This is a genomic window from Prevotella sp. SGI.167, assembly GCF_050313615.1.
Taxonomy (GTDB): domain Bacteria; phylum Bacteroidota; class Bacteroidia; order Bacteroidales; family Bacteroidaceae; genus Prevotella.
Window position 1 is genome coordinate 35,891 of the sequence record NZ_JBNPLT010000010.1, and the last position, 15,155, is coordinate 51,045.

Consider the following 15,155-nt stretch of genomic DNA (forward strand, 5'->3'; position numbering starts at 1 on the left):
ATTTACACTATATTCGAAAATTATTATTATCTTTGCACCGCAAAATATATAACAATAATAAATTTTAAACCTATCAATATGAAGAGATTAGTTTCTGCAGTATTGCTCTCTGTAGCCGTGGCAATGCCTACGATGGCGCAGAAGAATGCAAAGACATTGAGCAATGGTTATCCATTTACTCAGGTTCCTTTTACTAGTGTGAAGATTTCACAGAATACTTTCTGGGGTGCCCGTCTGAAGGCTGCCCGAGAGGTAACCGTGCCATTGGCTTTCAGCAAGTGTGAGAGCGAGCACCGTTACAAGAACTTCGAGATGGCTGCCTATACCCTGCAGCATCCTAACCACCCGGGGTTGGATACCAAGGAGTGGGATGTAAGCAAGTTCATGGGCTTCTCTTTCGATGATACCGATGTGTATAAGACCATCGAAGGTGCCAGCTACATCCTCCAGACTTATCCGAACAAGAAGTTGAAGGCTTACATCGACAGCGTGCTCGATGTGGTAGCTGCGGCACAGGAGCCAGATGGCTATCTCTATACCGCCCGTACCATCAACCCAAAGCATCCACACGGATGGTCGGGAAATAAGCGTTGGGTCAAGGACGAGGAGGCGAGCCACGAGCTTTACAACCTCGGTCACATGGTAGATGCAGCCTGTGCTCACTATCAGGCTACGGGTAGCACCAAGTTCCTGAACATCGCCAAGCGCTATGCCGATTGTGTGGTAAAGGAAGTGGGACCTAATCCAGGACAGGTTACCATCGTTCCTGGTCATCAGATTGCAGAGATGGCTTTGGCTCGTCTCTATACCTTGACCGGTGAGAAGAAGTATCTGGATGAGGCTAAGTATCTGCTTGACTATCGTGGCAAGACTCATATCCGCAACCCATATTCTCAGAGTCAGGCTCCTATCCTGGAGCAGAATGAGGCGGTAGGTCATGCGGTGCGTGCCGGATATATGTATGCCGGTATTGCCGATGTGGCAGCCCTGACCAAGGATTCTGCCTATATGAAGGTGATTGACCGTATTTTCGAAAACATCGTTGGTAAGAAGTACTATCTTACTGGTGGTGTAGGTGCCCGCCATGCCGGTGAGGCATTCGGTGATAACTATGAGTTGCCAAACATGACTGCCTATAACGAGACCTGTGCTGCCATTTCTATGGTTTATCTCTTTGAGCGCATGTTCCTGCTTCACGGCGAGAGCAAGTATATCGACTGCATGGAGCGTACCTTATATAATGGTGTCATCTCTGGTATGAGCATGGATGGCGGCAGATTCTTCTATCCAAACCCATTGTCAAGCGATGGCAAGTATAAGTTTAATGCCGATGGCAACACCACCCGCCAGCCTTGGTTCGGATGTGCCTGCTGCCCGAGTAACTTGTGCCGCTTCATCCCTTCTGTTCCAGGTTATCTCTATGGCGTGAAGGACAACAATATCTATGTGAATCTCTTTGCCGGCAATACATCTACCATCAAGGTGAATGGCAAGGATGTGGTTCTGGAGGAGACTACCGAGTATCCTTGGAACGGCGATATCAAGATTGCTGTGAAGAAGAGCGGCGTAAAGAATGCCAACCTCCTGGTCCGTATTCCTGGATGGGTTCGCAACCAGGTGTTGCCTAGCGATCTTTACAAGTATAGCGATGCCGAGAAGCCTGCTTATAGTGTAACCGTGAATGGCAAGGCTGTAGAGGCTGACCTCGATGCCAACAAGGGTTATCTCCCTGTCAAGAACATCAAGAAGGGCGATGTCATCCGCATCCACTTCGATATGCCGGTTCGTACAGTAGTTGCCAACGTTAAGGTGGCAGATGATAAGGGTAAGGTTGCCGTAGAGCGTGGACCATTGGTATATTGCGCTGAGGCTGTGGATAATCAGAACGAGCCAGTGCTCCGTGCCGTTATGGTCAAGAAGCCTGCCTTCTCGCTGGTAGATAACTACAGCATCGAGAACACAGAGACCAAGGGTGCTCCAGCCTTCTCGGTAAAGGCTATCCAGACATCTTCTCAGGTGCTCGACCAGGCTGCTGATGGCACCGTTTCTGTCAAGAACCAGAAGCTCACCCTGATTCCTTACTATGCCTGGAATCATCGTGGTGCCAACCAGATGAATGTCTGGTTCTATCAGGGCTTGTCGTTTATGGATAAGTAATAAATAGTTTTTTAAATCAAGAAAGCTTGGCAAGGGTGTTTGCCAGGCTTTCTTGTTAATATAGGTTAATCCCATTAAGAAAAACACTTCTTTTCCGTTTATGTTGTAGTTTTGAACAAATAAAACAAAAGAGAGCAAATGACAGAGAATGAATTCATCCATATCGTTCCGCAGTTGCGGCAGATAGCCTTGCAGAGCAGTCAAGGTTATGGTGTTGGCTGCGATGAGGCTGAGGACATCGCACAGGATGCGATGCTCAAGCTCTGGGCCATCAAGGATGATATTCAGTCTGCTGCTCATGCCAAAGGTTCGATGGGCTGCATAGCCAAGCATCTTTGCATCGACTTCTTTCGCAAGCGGAAGATGATTTCGATAGATGCCCAGCCTTTCGATAAGTCGCCTAGCCCCTATGCGCCGCCCGATGTGGAAGTGGAAAACTCGGAGAACGAACAGTGGCTCCAAAAACGCCTCAAGGCGCTGCCCTCCAACCAATATCAGGTGCTTTATCTGCGACAGGTAGAGAAGAAAAGCTCTGAGGAAATAGCGCAAATCGTGGGCATCACCACAGAATCTGTATCCGTGTTGCTATCGAGGGCAAGAAAGCAGATGTTGCAGGAAATCAGAAAAAGATGTCGATAGCTCTTATATATAAATAGGTATAATCAATAAAGGAGGAAAAAATGATATGAACGAAAAAGATATACGTTTGTTGCTCGACCGGTTTATGGCTGGTGAGACTTCTCTGGAAGAGGAGACTCTGTTAGGGGAGTGGTTTCGGCAGCATTCCGATGTGAGCGATGACTTGAAGGAATATCAGCTGATGTTTGGATATTTCGATGAGGGGATGCCCCTCGACTATGAGGCAGAGAATCATGTAGAAGATGCTCATCCGAAGACTAAGGCACGAATGCGTCGCCTATGGTTGCCGCTTAGTTTGGCTGCATCCATCGCCCTGCTGATAGGTTTTGCTATTCCTTGGATAGGGCAACAGACAGGGCATCAGGATGAATCGAAGATGGCTCAACTCGATGGCAGAACGACTCCGGAGGATACAGATTCTGCTGTTGTCCACGAGAAGAAATCGACAAATGCCGATCTCTCCATGCCTGAAAAGGTAAAAAAGTCGGGTGATTCCGTATTTCCCAAGACAAGGAAGCACAAGCAGAGGCAATATCGTCAGCATCTGTTTGCTCCTGCTCCTCCAAAGCTTTGGATAGCTCAGAATATTGCTACCGATTCTCTGTTGGCAGAGCCGGAAAAGCTTGCCGATGCGCATCTTCGGGAGATGGAGGCACAGCAGAACGAAATGTTCTTCAAACTCTATCTCGTCGATGCTCTTCAGACCCAAGCGCTCAATGCCGAAGTAGCCAGTGCCTCGTTCGAAAGCGAGGAGAATGTGCATGATGAGGACTATGTGAGTGATGACCAGGAGGTTTATTAACAAGAAACAATTAAAAAGAAGAAGAATATGAAAACAACTTTTAAATTAGCATTTGTGGCTTGCCTGATGGTGCTCTCTTCGGCTTGCCATGCCCAGAAGCCTATACCGGCTATCGACCAGGCTTTTGATAAATTCGTACAGGATTTATTGCAAGACGACCTCGTTACTTCTTCCACGATGAATACCTACAATATAGGTATGATGAAGGGATTTGAGTTCGCTATTCCTGAGAGAAAGCAGAAAATGGTGGATACCTTTCAAAAGGCTTTATTGAGCAATAGTCGCCTCGCTTATATTAGTTTTACCAAGAATGCGGGCTCTCTCAGTCTTGAAACGAATCGGGTGGGGTATGGCAAGGATAATTCCATGACTTACGAGTTTGGTACTCACAAAGACCGCAACTATAACCTGCAGTATTTCCGTGACAGCAAAGATTCTACCATGCGATATGTTTATGCCTTGGTATGGTATCAGGGAATGGATCGTTCGGTAAAGGGCAGTGTATATAAGTTCTACTCCAAGGATCCGCAAGCTTATAAGATGTCATTATCTTATAAGATGAATGCTGTTCAAGGTTTGGATTCTCTTGTTTACCTGGGCAACGTCAAGTATAACAGGAATCTGGCTCGCAGTTATGACTTGGAGATGACTCCGCCAAAGGATGCGGCTGAGTTTATGGTGCAACTCAACACGCTCCGTGCTGCCTTTAAGAATGCCAGTGACCAATACGCTTATTTGGGAAATCAGGTAACTCGACGTACCCTCCAGACGGGTGTAGCCAACAAGATAGTCAAGCTTTGTAAGGGATATGGCAAGTTGCTGAATGCCGATGAGAAGAAATTCTGCGCCACTTCGCTGAATAAGATGAAGAAGGATACAGACGATGAATATCTGCAGAGCCTTCTGGAATTGACTGCCAATTCTTTGAGGAAGTAGCAAGTCCTGGAGGTATAAACTGAGGAAAATGTGAAATTCTCTCTCGTAAAATACCGCTTTAAAGCGATATTTTCTCTAAAATTATCATTTTCTAGACTTCGGTCTTGTTATAATTTCGTAACTTTGTACGCAAAAAGTAAACGATATGACTAAGAAATTGATAATGATATTAGGCTTGGTGCTTTCATCCATGTTGATGAAAGCCCAGGCTTTTTTTGTGCCTTTCCCGAAGGCTGGTGACAAGTATTGGCAGAAGCAGGTGCCGGTGGCGATGCGCAACGATTATATCCGGTTGGGCAATCTCTATCAGAAGAAGCCTTGGAATGCCATCCCTGCTGAAACTTTTGCCGAGTTCCGAACCAATGGTAACCGTACCCGATACGAGGAAGCTAGCTTTGGTATCAGAAAACAGTTTGTCTGTCTGGTGATGGCAGAAATCATGCAGGGCAGGGGACGGTTCCTGTCTTCTATCCGCAAGGGCTTACATTATTTTATAGAGAAGGAACCCTGGTGGGGAATCCCGGCACATTATCCGCAAGACCATCCTGAAAAGGATATCCAGCCGGTTGATCTTTTCAATGCTGAGACGGCAGGCATGCTTGCATGGACCCTCTATATGCTGGAAGATGAAATCAACAGGAAGGAAAAGGGACTCTGCGATCAGGTGAGAAGTGAGATAGATCGCCGATTCCTGAAGTCGGTGTTGAACCAGCCGCAGGGCTGGAAGAACAATGCCAACAACTGGAATACCTGGATTACGAGCAACTGGTTGGAAACTGTTTTGATCAGCGAAACTGATGCCAAGCAGCGTGATGCAGCCTTCAAGGGTGTGCAGCAATGCCTGCGAACCTTTTTGAAGGGTTATCCCGATGATGGCGGTTGCGAGGAAGGCGTCAGCTATTGGGACTGTGCCGGCGCCTCGTTCTTCGAGTCGCTCTATTTCATGCAGTTTGCTCCCAAGCAGGCTGTCCTGACATTGAATGAAGCTCAGAAGAAGAAGGTGGAGAATATGGGTAGATTCATCACTACGATGTATATCAACGACCTTACCTTCGTGAATTTCTCGGATGCCCAGGCTCAGAATATCCCGAATATCAATATCCTCTTCCCATACGGCGAGTATTTCCAGAATGAGCAGATGATGCAGTTGGCGGCTTATGTAGGCAAGAAATACCAATATACCCTCAAGCCTACTACGCTCTTCCTGAAATCGGGCAACTATCCGAAGCTGGGCAGGGAACTGATGCTCCTCTCCATGCTGCCGAAGTATCAGGCAACAGCGGCTGTAGAGCCTAAGACGGAAGATGCCTATCTGGTAAATTCCCAGATTATGGTGGCGAGCAACAAGAACTGGTTTGTAGCAGCGAAAGGCGGTAACAATGCCGAGAGCCATAATCACAACGATATCGGTAATTTCATCGTTTATCACAACAATCAGCCGGTGGTTATCGACCTGGGACGTGATACCTATACCTCGAAGTCGTTCAGCAACCAGCGCTTTGAGCTGATGAACTGCCGTTCGGCATATCACAATGTTCCCATCATCAATGGATTGGAGCAGAAGGATGGCAGGAAGTATCGTGCCGAGAAGGTAAATCATGTCTTTGTAGATGGTGTTTCTTCCCTGTCGTTGAATCTCGAAAAGGCTTATACCGAGGGAGCGCATGTGGATAAATGGCAGCGTACCATTGCTCTGGATAGAGAATATAACTGGGTAGAAGTAACCGAACAGTACAAGCTCGATTCCCTGCAGATAGAGAAGGACCGACTGAATGGTCAGGTCTTTGATAATCAGATTATCCTGATGGCGTATGGCAAGCCGGTGATTCAGAAGACTGGCAGAATCCTCTTTCAGGGCGGTATGGTTCGTATAGAATATGATGCGCAGTATCTTTCGGCATCTGTTGAAAAGGTACAGATGACGGATGGCATCATGAAGACGCAGTGGAAGGATAACGTCTATCGCATCATTCTGCGACTGAACGATAACTATCCGATGGCAAAAGTGAAATACCGGTTCGTAGGAACGAGGTAAAGTTTATGCCCCACTCTCTTACTTGTCTTTTTCTCGCGAAAAAAGTTTTTTCGTGAGAAAAAGTCTCAAAGTCTTATTCTTTGGTTGAGAATATATTGTATGTACTTGATTTATAGCTGTATAAGAGAATGGTATTTTTGGGATTACTTTACAAAAAGTATCATCAAAGTATCATGATTTTCAGCTTTTCTTTACAAAGCATCTCGCTTTTATCCTTTTATTGATGTTGTCTACTATTTCAGTTTTATTAAATTGAAAGTGTCTACCTTTCTAGTTTATAAAGTAAAAAAGTGTCTACTGAAATCAGGAAAAGTCAAGGGTCTATATGCCACGATGAACAGGTGGCGTATAGACTCTTGATTATATGGTGATATTCGTAATCTACCTGGCATCAAACCAAAGTCGTCATTTTCAAAAAATCTCGCAGATGAATGTGCTTAATGCCATCAATATTGGTTTGACTGTAAAGCCTATCCATAGAAATCACGTATTTGGGATGACTGTCTTTTATCAATTTCAAATTGCCGAATTCACGCTCTACCGTTTCCTCAGAAGCCAGCAGATAGGTAACTTGCACATACGCCACACTATCCGCTTTCTCGGCTACAAAATCAATCTCAGCCTTATACATCTGACCAACATATACTTTATAACCCATCCTGCACAAATGGATATATACAGCGTTCTCCATCACCTTTTCTATATCAAAACGCCTGTTGCCACCTATAATATGATTCCTGATTCCCAGGTCTTCGAAATAGAACTTGTCGCCTAACTCGAAAAGTCGCTTGCCATGAATGTCGTATCTGTTGACTCGATCGATAATAAAAGCATTGTTTAAATACTCCAAATACGTGAGAATCATCTTGGCAGACGTTTCGGTGTTTTGGCTCTTCAGTAATTTTACAATACTCGTTGCAGAGAATTGTTTACCGATATTATCGCTCACAAACTTCAGCAGCGTTCGCAGCAATGGTATATTTCTGATGTTTTCTCGCTCTATGATATCACGAAGCACTATTGTATTATACACATTGTCAAGATAATCTTCTACCAAATCAGTATTTTCCAACCCTAAATTGCGCAACTGAGGGAGCCCGCCATACTGCAGATACAGGTTCAAGGAAGCATCATCATCCTTCAGTTCATGGAACGTCAGGAACTCTTCATAGCAGAGTCCTCGAATGCGATAAGCTATATATCTGCCTCTCAAGCGAGTTGCCAGTTCACCCGACAGCATCTTGGCATTGCTGCCGGTAATCATAATCTGGCAGGTATCATCCGATTGGATACTGAGGAGTGCTTTCTCGAAATCAGAAATTTCCTGCACCTCATCGATAAACAGATAGTTTTCCTTACCCTCAACGATGTTGGCTGCTACATAAGCCTCCAGATTCTGATAGTTGGCTATCATATCAAATGAGGTTTTCTCCTTATCTATATAGATAACGTGATTTTCTTCATTCTCAGCGATGTGATTATAAATTCGCCGCATCACACAACTCTTGCCGACACGCCTCTGGCCCGTCAACGCAATCATCATTCCACGTCCAAACATGCGTTCGATACGATTGGAATACCCTAGTCTTTCTAATATTTTTTGTTTCATACGAGTAAAACTTTCCGCAAAGATACTCTTTTTGTTTCGTATAAGTAACAAAAACGATAGTTTTTTGTTTTTATTACTTATAATTAACAGGTTTGGTACACATTTTCTAATGAACCAGGCAGCGACATCGAGGGTGGTTGCATCATCGAGCGCCCTAAGGTTCTCTATAATCAGAAGACCGGGAAGTTCGTCATGTGGTTCCATCTCGAATTGAAGGGGCAGGGATATGCTGCAGCCCGCTATGGCGTGGCAACCAGCGATACTCCTTTCGGACCATTCAAGTTCATCCGCTCAGGCAGAGTGAATCCTGGTCTTTATCCTATCGGATTCTCCAAGCCAGATACTACCGACCTCAAGCATCAGCTTCTCTTCCCGGAATTGAAGAGCTGGTGGACTCCGGAATGGCGCAAGCAGATAGAGCGCGGTATGTTCTGGATGAGAGACTTTGAGGGAGGACAGATGTCTAGAGATATGACCATCTTCATCGACGATGATGGCAAGGCTTACCATATCTATTCTTCAGAGGAAAATTTAACACTCCAAATCGCACAGTTGACAGATGATTACATGCAGCACAACGGCAGCTACGTACGAGTAGCTGCCGGCGGACAGAACGAGGCTCCAACCATCTTCAAGCAGGATGGCATCTACTGGATGATTACCAGCGGATGTACCGGATGGGCTCCAAATGCTGCCCGCATGTTCAAGGCTAAGAATATCTATGGTCCTTGGGAGCAGTTGCCTAATCCTTGCCGTGGTGAGGGTGCCGACAAGACCTTTGGCGCACAGGGTACCTATATATATAAGGTGGAAACTGCAGCACAGAAGAAGATGTTCCATGGCGCCGACTATGTATTCATGGCAGATATGTGGAATCCGAAGCATTTGAGCGACAGTCGTCACCTCTGGGTGCCTATTTCTTGGGAAAACGGTACACCAGTGTTGAAAAAACAATAAAAAATACGGTCGCTCTGCTTGTTTCTAATTAATTATACATATCTTTGCAGTTGCTTAGCTGAGGCTACCGGCAACTTTCAACTTACAATTATTAATAACAACAAACAATATACAACTATCTATGAATTATATATTTAAGAGTATCATGATGACCCTTGTCTTGGCGCTGCTTCCTTTCATGGGAATTTCTGCCAAGAAAAAAACAGTACAGCAGAGCGACCGCCAATACTGGTGCTCGCTTGCCTACAAGATGGCCCAGCCTGTTCTGGAGAACATGGCTAAGGGCGAGCTGCAGAAGAACATGCAGACGGAGTTCAGTCCAAGCTTCGACAACCGCAACAGGAAGGTGCTCTATATGGAGTGCTTCGGCAGACTGATGGCTGGTGTGGCTCCTTGGCTCACCCTTCCTGATGATGCTACAGCCGAAGGTAAGCAGCGCAAGCAGTTGCGTGAATGGGCTTTGGCTTCTTACAAGAATGCCGTAGACCCTCAGAGTCCTGACTATCTCTGCTGGGGCATCGGCGGTCAGAACCTGGTTGATGCAGCCTATATCGCCGAGAGTTTCCTCCGGGCTTACGATACACTCTGGAAGCCTTTGGACGAGGTGACCAAGCAGCGATACCTGAAGGAGTTTGCCAAGCTCCGCCACATCGATCCTCCTTATACCAACTGGTTGCTCTTCTCTTCTACCATCGAGAGCTTCATGGCAAAGGCGGGTGGCGATTTTGATGAATATCGCGTGAATTCTGCCTGTCGCAAGGTAGAGGAGTGGTATGTTGGCGATGGCTGGTATGCCGACGGTCCTTCGTTCGCTTTCGATTACTACAGCAGCTATGTGTTCCATCCGATGTATCTGGAAACACTCCAGGCGATGGTGGATGCCAAGGTGAATTCCCGCCTCGACTATCAGAAGTACTACGACCGGGAGTTGAAGCGCTGCCAGAAGTACAGCATCATCCTCGAGAGATTCATCTCTCCGGAAGGAACCTTCCCGGCTTTCGGCAGAAGCATTCCTTACCGCATGGCAACCATGCAGCCGCTTGCTCTGATGGCATGGTATCAGAAGTTGCCTAAGGATTTGAGCAATGGTCAGGTTCGTGCAGCCCTGACCAAGGTGCTGCATCGCATGTTCGACCAGGAGAACAACTTCAATGAGAAGGGTTATCTCTCTATCGGTTTCTGCGGAAACAGCCAGAAGAACGTTGCCGACTGGTATACCAACAACGGCTCGCTCTATATGACCACCCTTGCCTTCATGCCTCTCGGCCTGCCTGCCGATCATCCGTTCTGGACAGATGCAGCACAGCCTTGGACCCAGGTGAAGGCATGGAACAACCAGCAGTTCCCTAAGGACCATCACTGGAAGGACGAGATTGTTACCAAGGACAAGTGGTAATTTATAATTGATAATTAATCATGCGCAAGATATTGATGATGTTGGCAGCTGCAGCCTTGGCTTTGCCTCTGAGTGCAGCACAGCCAGCCAAGAAGACCGTTAAGGTCAAGAAACAGAATAAGAAGGAAGTGAAGGCTTCCAGGAAATGGAATCATGAGCAGGTGGTGGAACTCATCACCAAGGTGAATAATTACTGGCAGGTCAATAACAAGCCTGAGGTGCGTGCCTTCTGGGACAATGCCGCTTATCATACCGGCAACATGGAGGTATATAAGATGCTCAAGGACCAGAAAATGCTCGACTACTCTATCCGTTGGGCTGAACACAACGACTGGACCGGTGCTACAGAGGCAAACCCAGCCAAGTGGAAGTATAAGCCATACGGCGAAGGAAAGCAGCACGTACTCTTTGGCGACTGGCAGATCTGCTTCCAGACCTACATCGACCTCTATAACATCGAGGCCGCCAAGGGAAATGCCGCAGCATCAGAATATATGGTGAAGCGTGCCAAGGAGGTGATGCACTACGAGGCTTACTCTCAGCCAACAGATTACTGGTGGTGGAGCGATGCCCTCTACATGGTGATGCCTGTGATGACCAAGATGTACAAGCTTACCGGCGATACCAAGTATCTCGACAAACTCTACGATAATCTCCTCACCACCGATGAGATTATGCTCGACAAGGAGACCAACCTCTACTTCCGTGATGGCAAGTACGTTTATCCAAAGCACAAGAGTGCCAACGGCAAGAAGGATTTCTGGGCTCGTGGTGATGGCTGGGTTCTCGCAGGTTTGGCTAAGGTGCTTCAGGATATGCCAAAGGACTACCAGCACTATCAGTTCTTCGTAGACAAGTTCCAGAAACTGGCTAAGGCGGTAGCTGAAATCCAGCAGCCGGAGGGCTACTGGCCCCGTTCGATGATGGATCCTGATCATGCACCAGGACCAGAGACCAGCGGTACAGCCTTCTTCACCTACGGTATGCTTTGGGGTGTCAACAATGGTTATCTCAACAAGAAGGAGTACAAGAAGGTCATCGACCGTGCCTGGACTTATCTGACAGAGACTGCCGTTCAGCCTGATGGCAAGGTGGGATATGTTCAGCCTATCGGCGAGAGAGCCATCCCTGGTCAGACTGTTGATGCCAACTCTCAGGCAAACTTCGGTGTGGGAGCCATGCTTCTCACTGCCTGCGAATATGATAAGTATCTTGCCATCAAGTAAGATGCTTATATATAATAAGGTATATATCAATTTAAAATAGTATTAATAACAACTGACAAACATGAAACAGAGACTGTTCGTTACATTAAGTTTGGCAGGATTGGCTATGGCAACCTTCGGTGCAACCAAACCGAAGGCTGCCATTAAGTCGTTGAATAAGGCGACCGTCCAGCAGCCAACTTACAAAGAATGGCACGACCTTCAGGTGAATGCCATCAATCGTTTTCCGTTGCACACCAATTTCTTCACCTATCCGGCAGATGACTGGGTTTCTGAGAAAGACGGTAAGATTGTGAGCAAGGATATCCTGCACATGAACAAGACGGAAAGCAAGTATTTCCTTTCGCTCGACGGAACCTGGAAGTTCAACTGGGTGGCTAATGCCGACCAGCGTCCTACCGACTTCTACAAGGAAGATCTTGATGATTCCAAATGGAAGACCATGAATGTTCCAGGCAACTGGGAGATGAATGGATTCGGTGATCCAGAATACGTGAACGTAGGCTTTGGCTGGCGCGGACATTTCGACCAGCAGCCACCAGCAGTTCCTACCAAGGACAACCATGTAGGTTCTTACCGCCGTATCATCGACATCCCTGCCAACTGGGATGGCAAGCAGGTTGTAGCCCATTTCGGTAGCGTTACTTCCAACATCTATCTCTATGTAAACGGCAAGTTTGCCGGTTATGCAGAGGATAGCAAGGTGGCTGCCGAGTTTGACATCACTCCTTATCTGAAGAAGGGCAAGAATCTGATTGCCTTCCAGACCTTCCGCTGGTGCGATGGCTCCTGGGATGAGGATCAGGACTTCTGGCGCTTGAGCGGTGTGGCTCGTGAAAGCTATCTCTTTGCCCGCGATGCCAAGTTGCATTTGGAGGATATCCGTGTTACTCCTGACCTTGTAAACAACTACAAGGATGGTGTGCTCAATATCTCTACCAAGGTAAAGGGTAACGGCAAGCTCGTCTTCACCCTCTTCGATAAGGACGGCAAGCAGGTAGCAACCACCACCGGTGTGGCTAAGAACGGTACTGCCAATTTCTCTCTGCAGGTAGCTAATCCTCAGAAGTGGAGTGCCGAGACACCTTATTTATATACACTGCAGGTTTCCCTGATTGGTACTCAGAAGAAGGACGCTATGAAGGCGGCTAGCATGACTCCTGTCAAGGTAGGTTTCCGCAAGGTGGAAATCAAGAACAAGCAGTTCCTTGTCAATGGTCAGCCTGTGCTTATCAAGGGTGCCAACCGTCATGAGATGGACCCTGACGGAGGTTACGTATTGAGCATGGAGCGCATGATTCAGGATATCAAGATTATGAAGCGCCTGAATATCAACGCTGTCCGTACTTGCCACTATCCTGATGATCCACGCTGGTACGAGCTCTGCGATGAGTATGGTATCTATGTGGTAGCTGAGGCTAACCAGGAGAGTCACGGTTTCCAGTATGGCGATGATGCAGCTGCCAAGAAGCCGATGTTTGCCAAGCAGATTCTGGAGCGCAACCAGCACAATGTTTCCATGTACTTCAATCATCCTAGTGTCGTAACCTGGAGTATGGGTAATGAGACTGTGATGGGCGATAACTTCCTGCAGGCTTACAAGTGGATCAAGAGCCAGGACCAGAGCCGTCCGGTTCAGTATGAGCAGGCTCGCAGAGGCGAGGGTACCGATATCTTCTGCCCTATGTACTATCCTGTAAGTGCTTGTGAAAAGTATGCGAAGGACCCTAACAGTCCGATGCCGCTCATCCAGTGCGAGTACAACCATACCATGGGTAACTCAGGCGGTAACCTGAAGGATTACTGGAATCTGATTCGCAAGTATCCTATCCTTCAGGGTGGTTTCGACTGGGATTTCGTTGACCAGGGTTTGCACCGCAAGGTATTGAAGCCGATGACCATCAAGAATCCTGAGAAGATGAGCAATGAAGAGCTCCGCAAGATAGAATATTGCTACGGTGGCGATTACAACAATTACGACCCTAGCGACAACAACTTCAACTGCAATGGTATCATCGGTCCAGACCGTCAGCTCAATCCTCATGCCTACGAGGTAGCCTACCAGTATCAGAACATCTGGGCTAAGATGGTGAATGCCGAGAAGGGCGAAGTAAGTGTACACAATGAGAACTTCTTCCGCGATTTAGGCAACTATGCCTTGGCATGGAGCCTCATTGAGGATGGCGTGGAGACTCAGAACGGTACCATCGCTGATATCGAAGTGGCTGCCCAGCAGACCAAGAACTTCACCATCCCTTACGACCTTTCTAAGGTAAAGGGCAAGGAGGTGTTCCTCAACATCGACTTCCGTCTGAAGAAGGCTGAACCTCTGATGGAGGCTGGTCAGATTGTGGCTTATGCCCAGCTGACAGTGAAGGAGAAGAAGTGCTGCGGTCATTGTGCAGACAACATGGCTAAAGTTCAGGACGGCAAGAAGGTGAAGGCTAAGCTCGTCGACAAGAAGGGCGAGCAGGATATCACCGTTACTACTCCTGATCTGACCGTGAAGGTGAACCGTACCACCGGTCTCATCTCTGAATATACCTATCGTGGCAAGTCGCTCCTCGGCGAGGGCGGTACCCTGAAGCCAAACTTCTGGCGTGCTCCTACCGATAATGATTTCGGTGCAGGTCTGCAGAAGAAGTTCAAGGTTTGGAAGAACCCTGTCATGAACCTGAAGGGTGTAGCTGTTGAAAAGGATAAGAAGACAAACACCATCAATATCTGTGCAACCTATGAGATGCCAGAAGTGAAGGGCGAGCTGGAAATCGAATATCTCATCATGCCTAACACCGGTGCGATGAAGGTAAGCCAGGAGTTTGATGCTTCTGATGATGCCAAGGTCAGCGATCTGTTCCGTTTCGGTATGCTGATGCAGTTGCCATACGATATGGACAAGAGCCAGTATTACGGCCGTGGTCCTATCGAGAACTATTCAGACCGTGAGGACTGCATGCGTATCGGAATCTACAGCGCTGATGCCGACAACCAGTACTTCCCATACATCCGTCCACAGGAGAGTGGAACCAAGGGCGATATGCGCTGGTGGAACCAGACCGATGCTTCCGGCTTCGGATTCAAGGTGAAGAGCTGCAAGCCATTCTATGCTTCCGCTATCCACTTCGATACAGAAGAACTGGATGATGGTGATGACAAGGATCAGCGTCACAGTTTCAACCTGAAGAAGTCAAAATTCACCAATCTCTTCCTCGATGCAGAGCATTCTGGTGTGGCTGGTGAGAACTCTTGGGGTGCATGGCCTTTGGAGAAATATCGCCTCCATTATGGCGATAAGAACTTCACTTTCGTGCTCATTCCATTAGATAAATAGTAGAAAAACAGGGAATTGGATAAAAATCCAATATATTTAAACAGAAAATCCACCTCATTTGGGGTGG

At 47.2% G+C, this 15,155-nt stretch carries 10 protein-coding genes; 9 read left to right on the forward strand and 1 reads right to left on the reverse strand.

Translation table 11 applies throughout. The annotated features are described in order from the left end of the window. The first annotated feature begins 78 nt into the window (after window positions 1-78). The 5 genes from ACQRBJ_RS06995 to ACQRBJ_RS07015 all read left to right on the forward strand — a co-directional run bounded on the left by ACQRBJ_RS06995 (window position 79) and on the right by ACQRBJ_RS07015 (window position 6,569). Window positions 79-2,157: a glycoside hydrolase family 127 protein gene (locus ACQRBJ_RS06995; protein WP_441935715.1), complete on the forward strand. Its 2,079-nt coding sequence runs from the start codon at window positions 79-81 to the stop codon at window positions 2,155-2,157. 138 nt (window positions 2,158-2,295) lie between these two features. Further along, complete coding sequence (locus ACQRBJ_RS07000; RefSeq protein WP_445303187.1) at window positions 2,296-2,796, forward strand: RNA polymerase sigma factor; 501 nt, start codon at window positions 2,296-2,298, stop codon at window positions 2,794-2,796. A gap of 46 nt (window positions 2,797-2,842) precedes the next feature. After that, the gene (locus tag ACQRBJ_RS07005) at window positions 2,843-3,598 is read left to right on the forward strand and encodes a hypothetical protein (protein WP_445303188.1); all 756 of its coding nucleotides are present in this window, start codon (window positions 2,843-2,845) and stop codon (window positions 3,596-3,598) included. Between the two features lie 27 nt (window positions 3,599-3,625). Beyond that, complete coding sequence (locus tag ACQRBJ_RS07010) at window positions 3,626-4,534, forward strand: hypothetical protein (RefSeq protein WP_445303189.1); 909 nt, start codon at window positions 3,626-3,628, stop codon at window positions 4,532-4,534. 145 nt (window positions 4,535-4,679) lie between these two features. Further along, window positions 4,680-6,569 carry a heparinase II/III domain-containing protein gene (locus ACQRBJ_RS07015; protein ID WP_445303190.1) on the forward strand — a complete coding sequence of 630 codons (1,890 nt, stop codon included), beginning with the start codon at window positions 4,680-4,682 and terminating at the stop codon, window positions 6,567-6,569. A 391-nt stretch (window positions 6,570-6,960) separates the two neighbouring features. On the opposite strand, the gene ACQRBJ_RS07020 is transcribed toward ACQRBJ_RS07015, so the two are convergent. Beyond that, entirely contained in the window at window positions 6,961-8,178 is a 1,218-nt protein-coding gene (locus ACQRBJ_RS07020) for an ATP-binding protein (protein WP_445303191.1), read from the reverse strand. 192 nt (window positions 8,179-8,370) lie between these two features. Here ACQRBJ_RS07020 and ACQRBJ_RS07025 point away from each other — a divergent pair, with 192 nt between their 5' ends. The 4 genes from ACQRBJ_RS07025 (at window position 8,371) to ACQRBJ_RS07040 (ending at window position 15,088) form a co-directional block, all read left to right on the forward strand. Continuing rightward, window positions 8,371-9,135: a family 43 glycosylhydrolase gene (locus ACQRBJ_RS07025; RefSeq protein ID WP_445303192.1), complete on the forward strand. Its 765-nt coding sequence runs from the start codon at window positions 8,371-8,373 to the stop codon at window positions 9,133-9,135. Between the two features lie 145 nt (window positions 9,136-9,280). Further along, entirely contained in the window at window positions 9,281-10,531 is a 1,251-nt protein-coding gene (locus ACQRBJ_RS07030) for a DUF2264 domain-containing protein (protein WP_445303223.1), read from the forward strand. Between the two features lie 20 nt (window positions 10,532-10,551). Beyond that, a complete protein-coding gene (locus ACQRBJ_RS07035) occupies window positions 10,552-11,757 on the forward strand; it encodes a glycoside hydrolase family 88/105 protein (RefSeq protein WP_445303193.1) in 1,206 nt (401 codons plus the stop codon). Window positions 11,758-11,818: 61 nt separating this feature from the next. After that, window positions 11,819-15,088, forward strand: coding sequence for a glycoside hydrolase family 2 TIM barrel-domain containing protein (locus ACQRBJ_RS07040; RefSeq protein WP_445303194.1), 3,270 nt, complete (start codon window positions 11,819-11,821; stop codon window positions 15,086-15,088). Window positions 15,089-15,155: the final 67 nt, after the last annotated feature.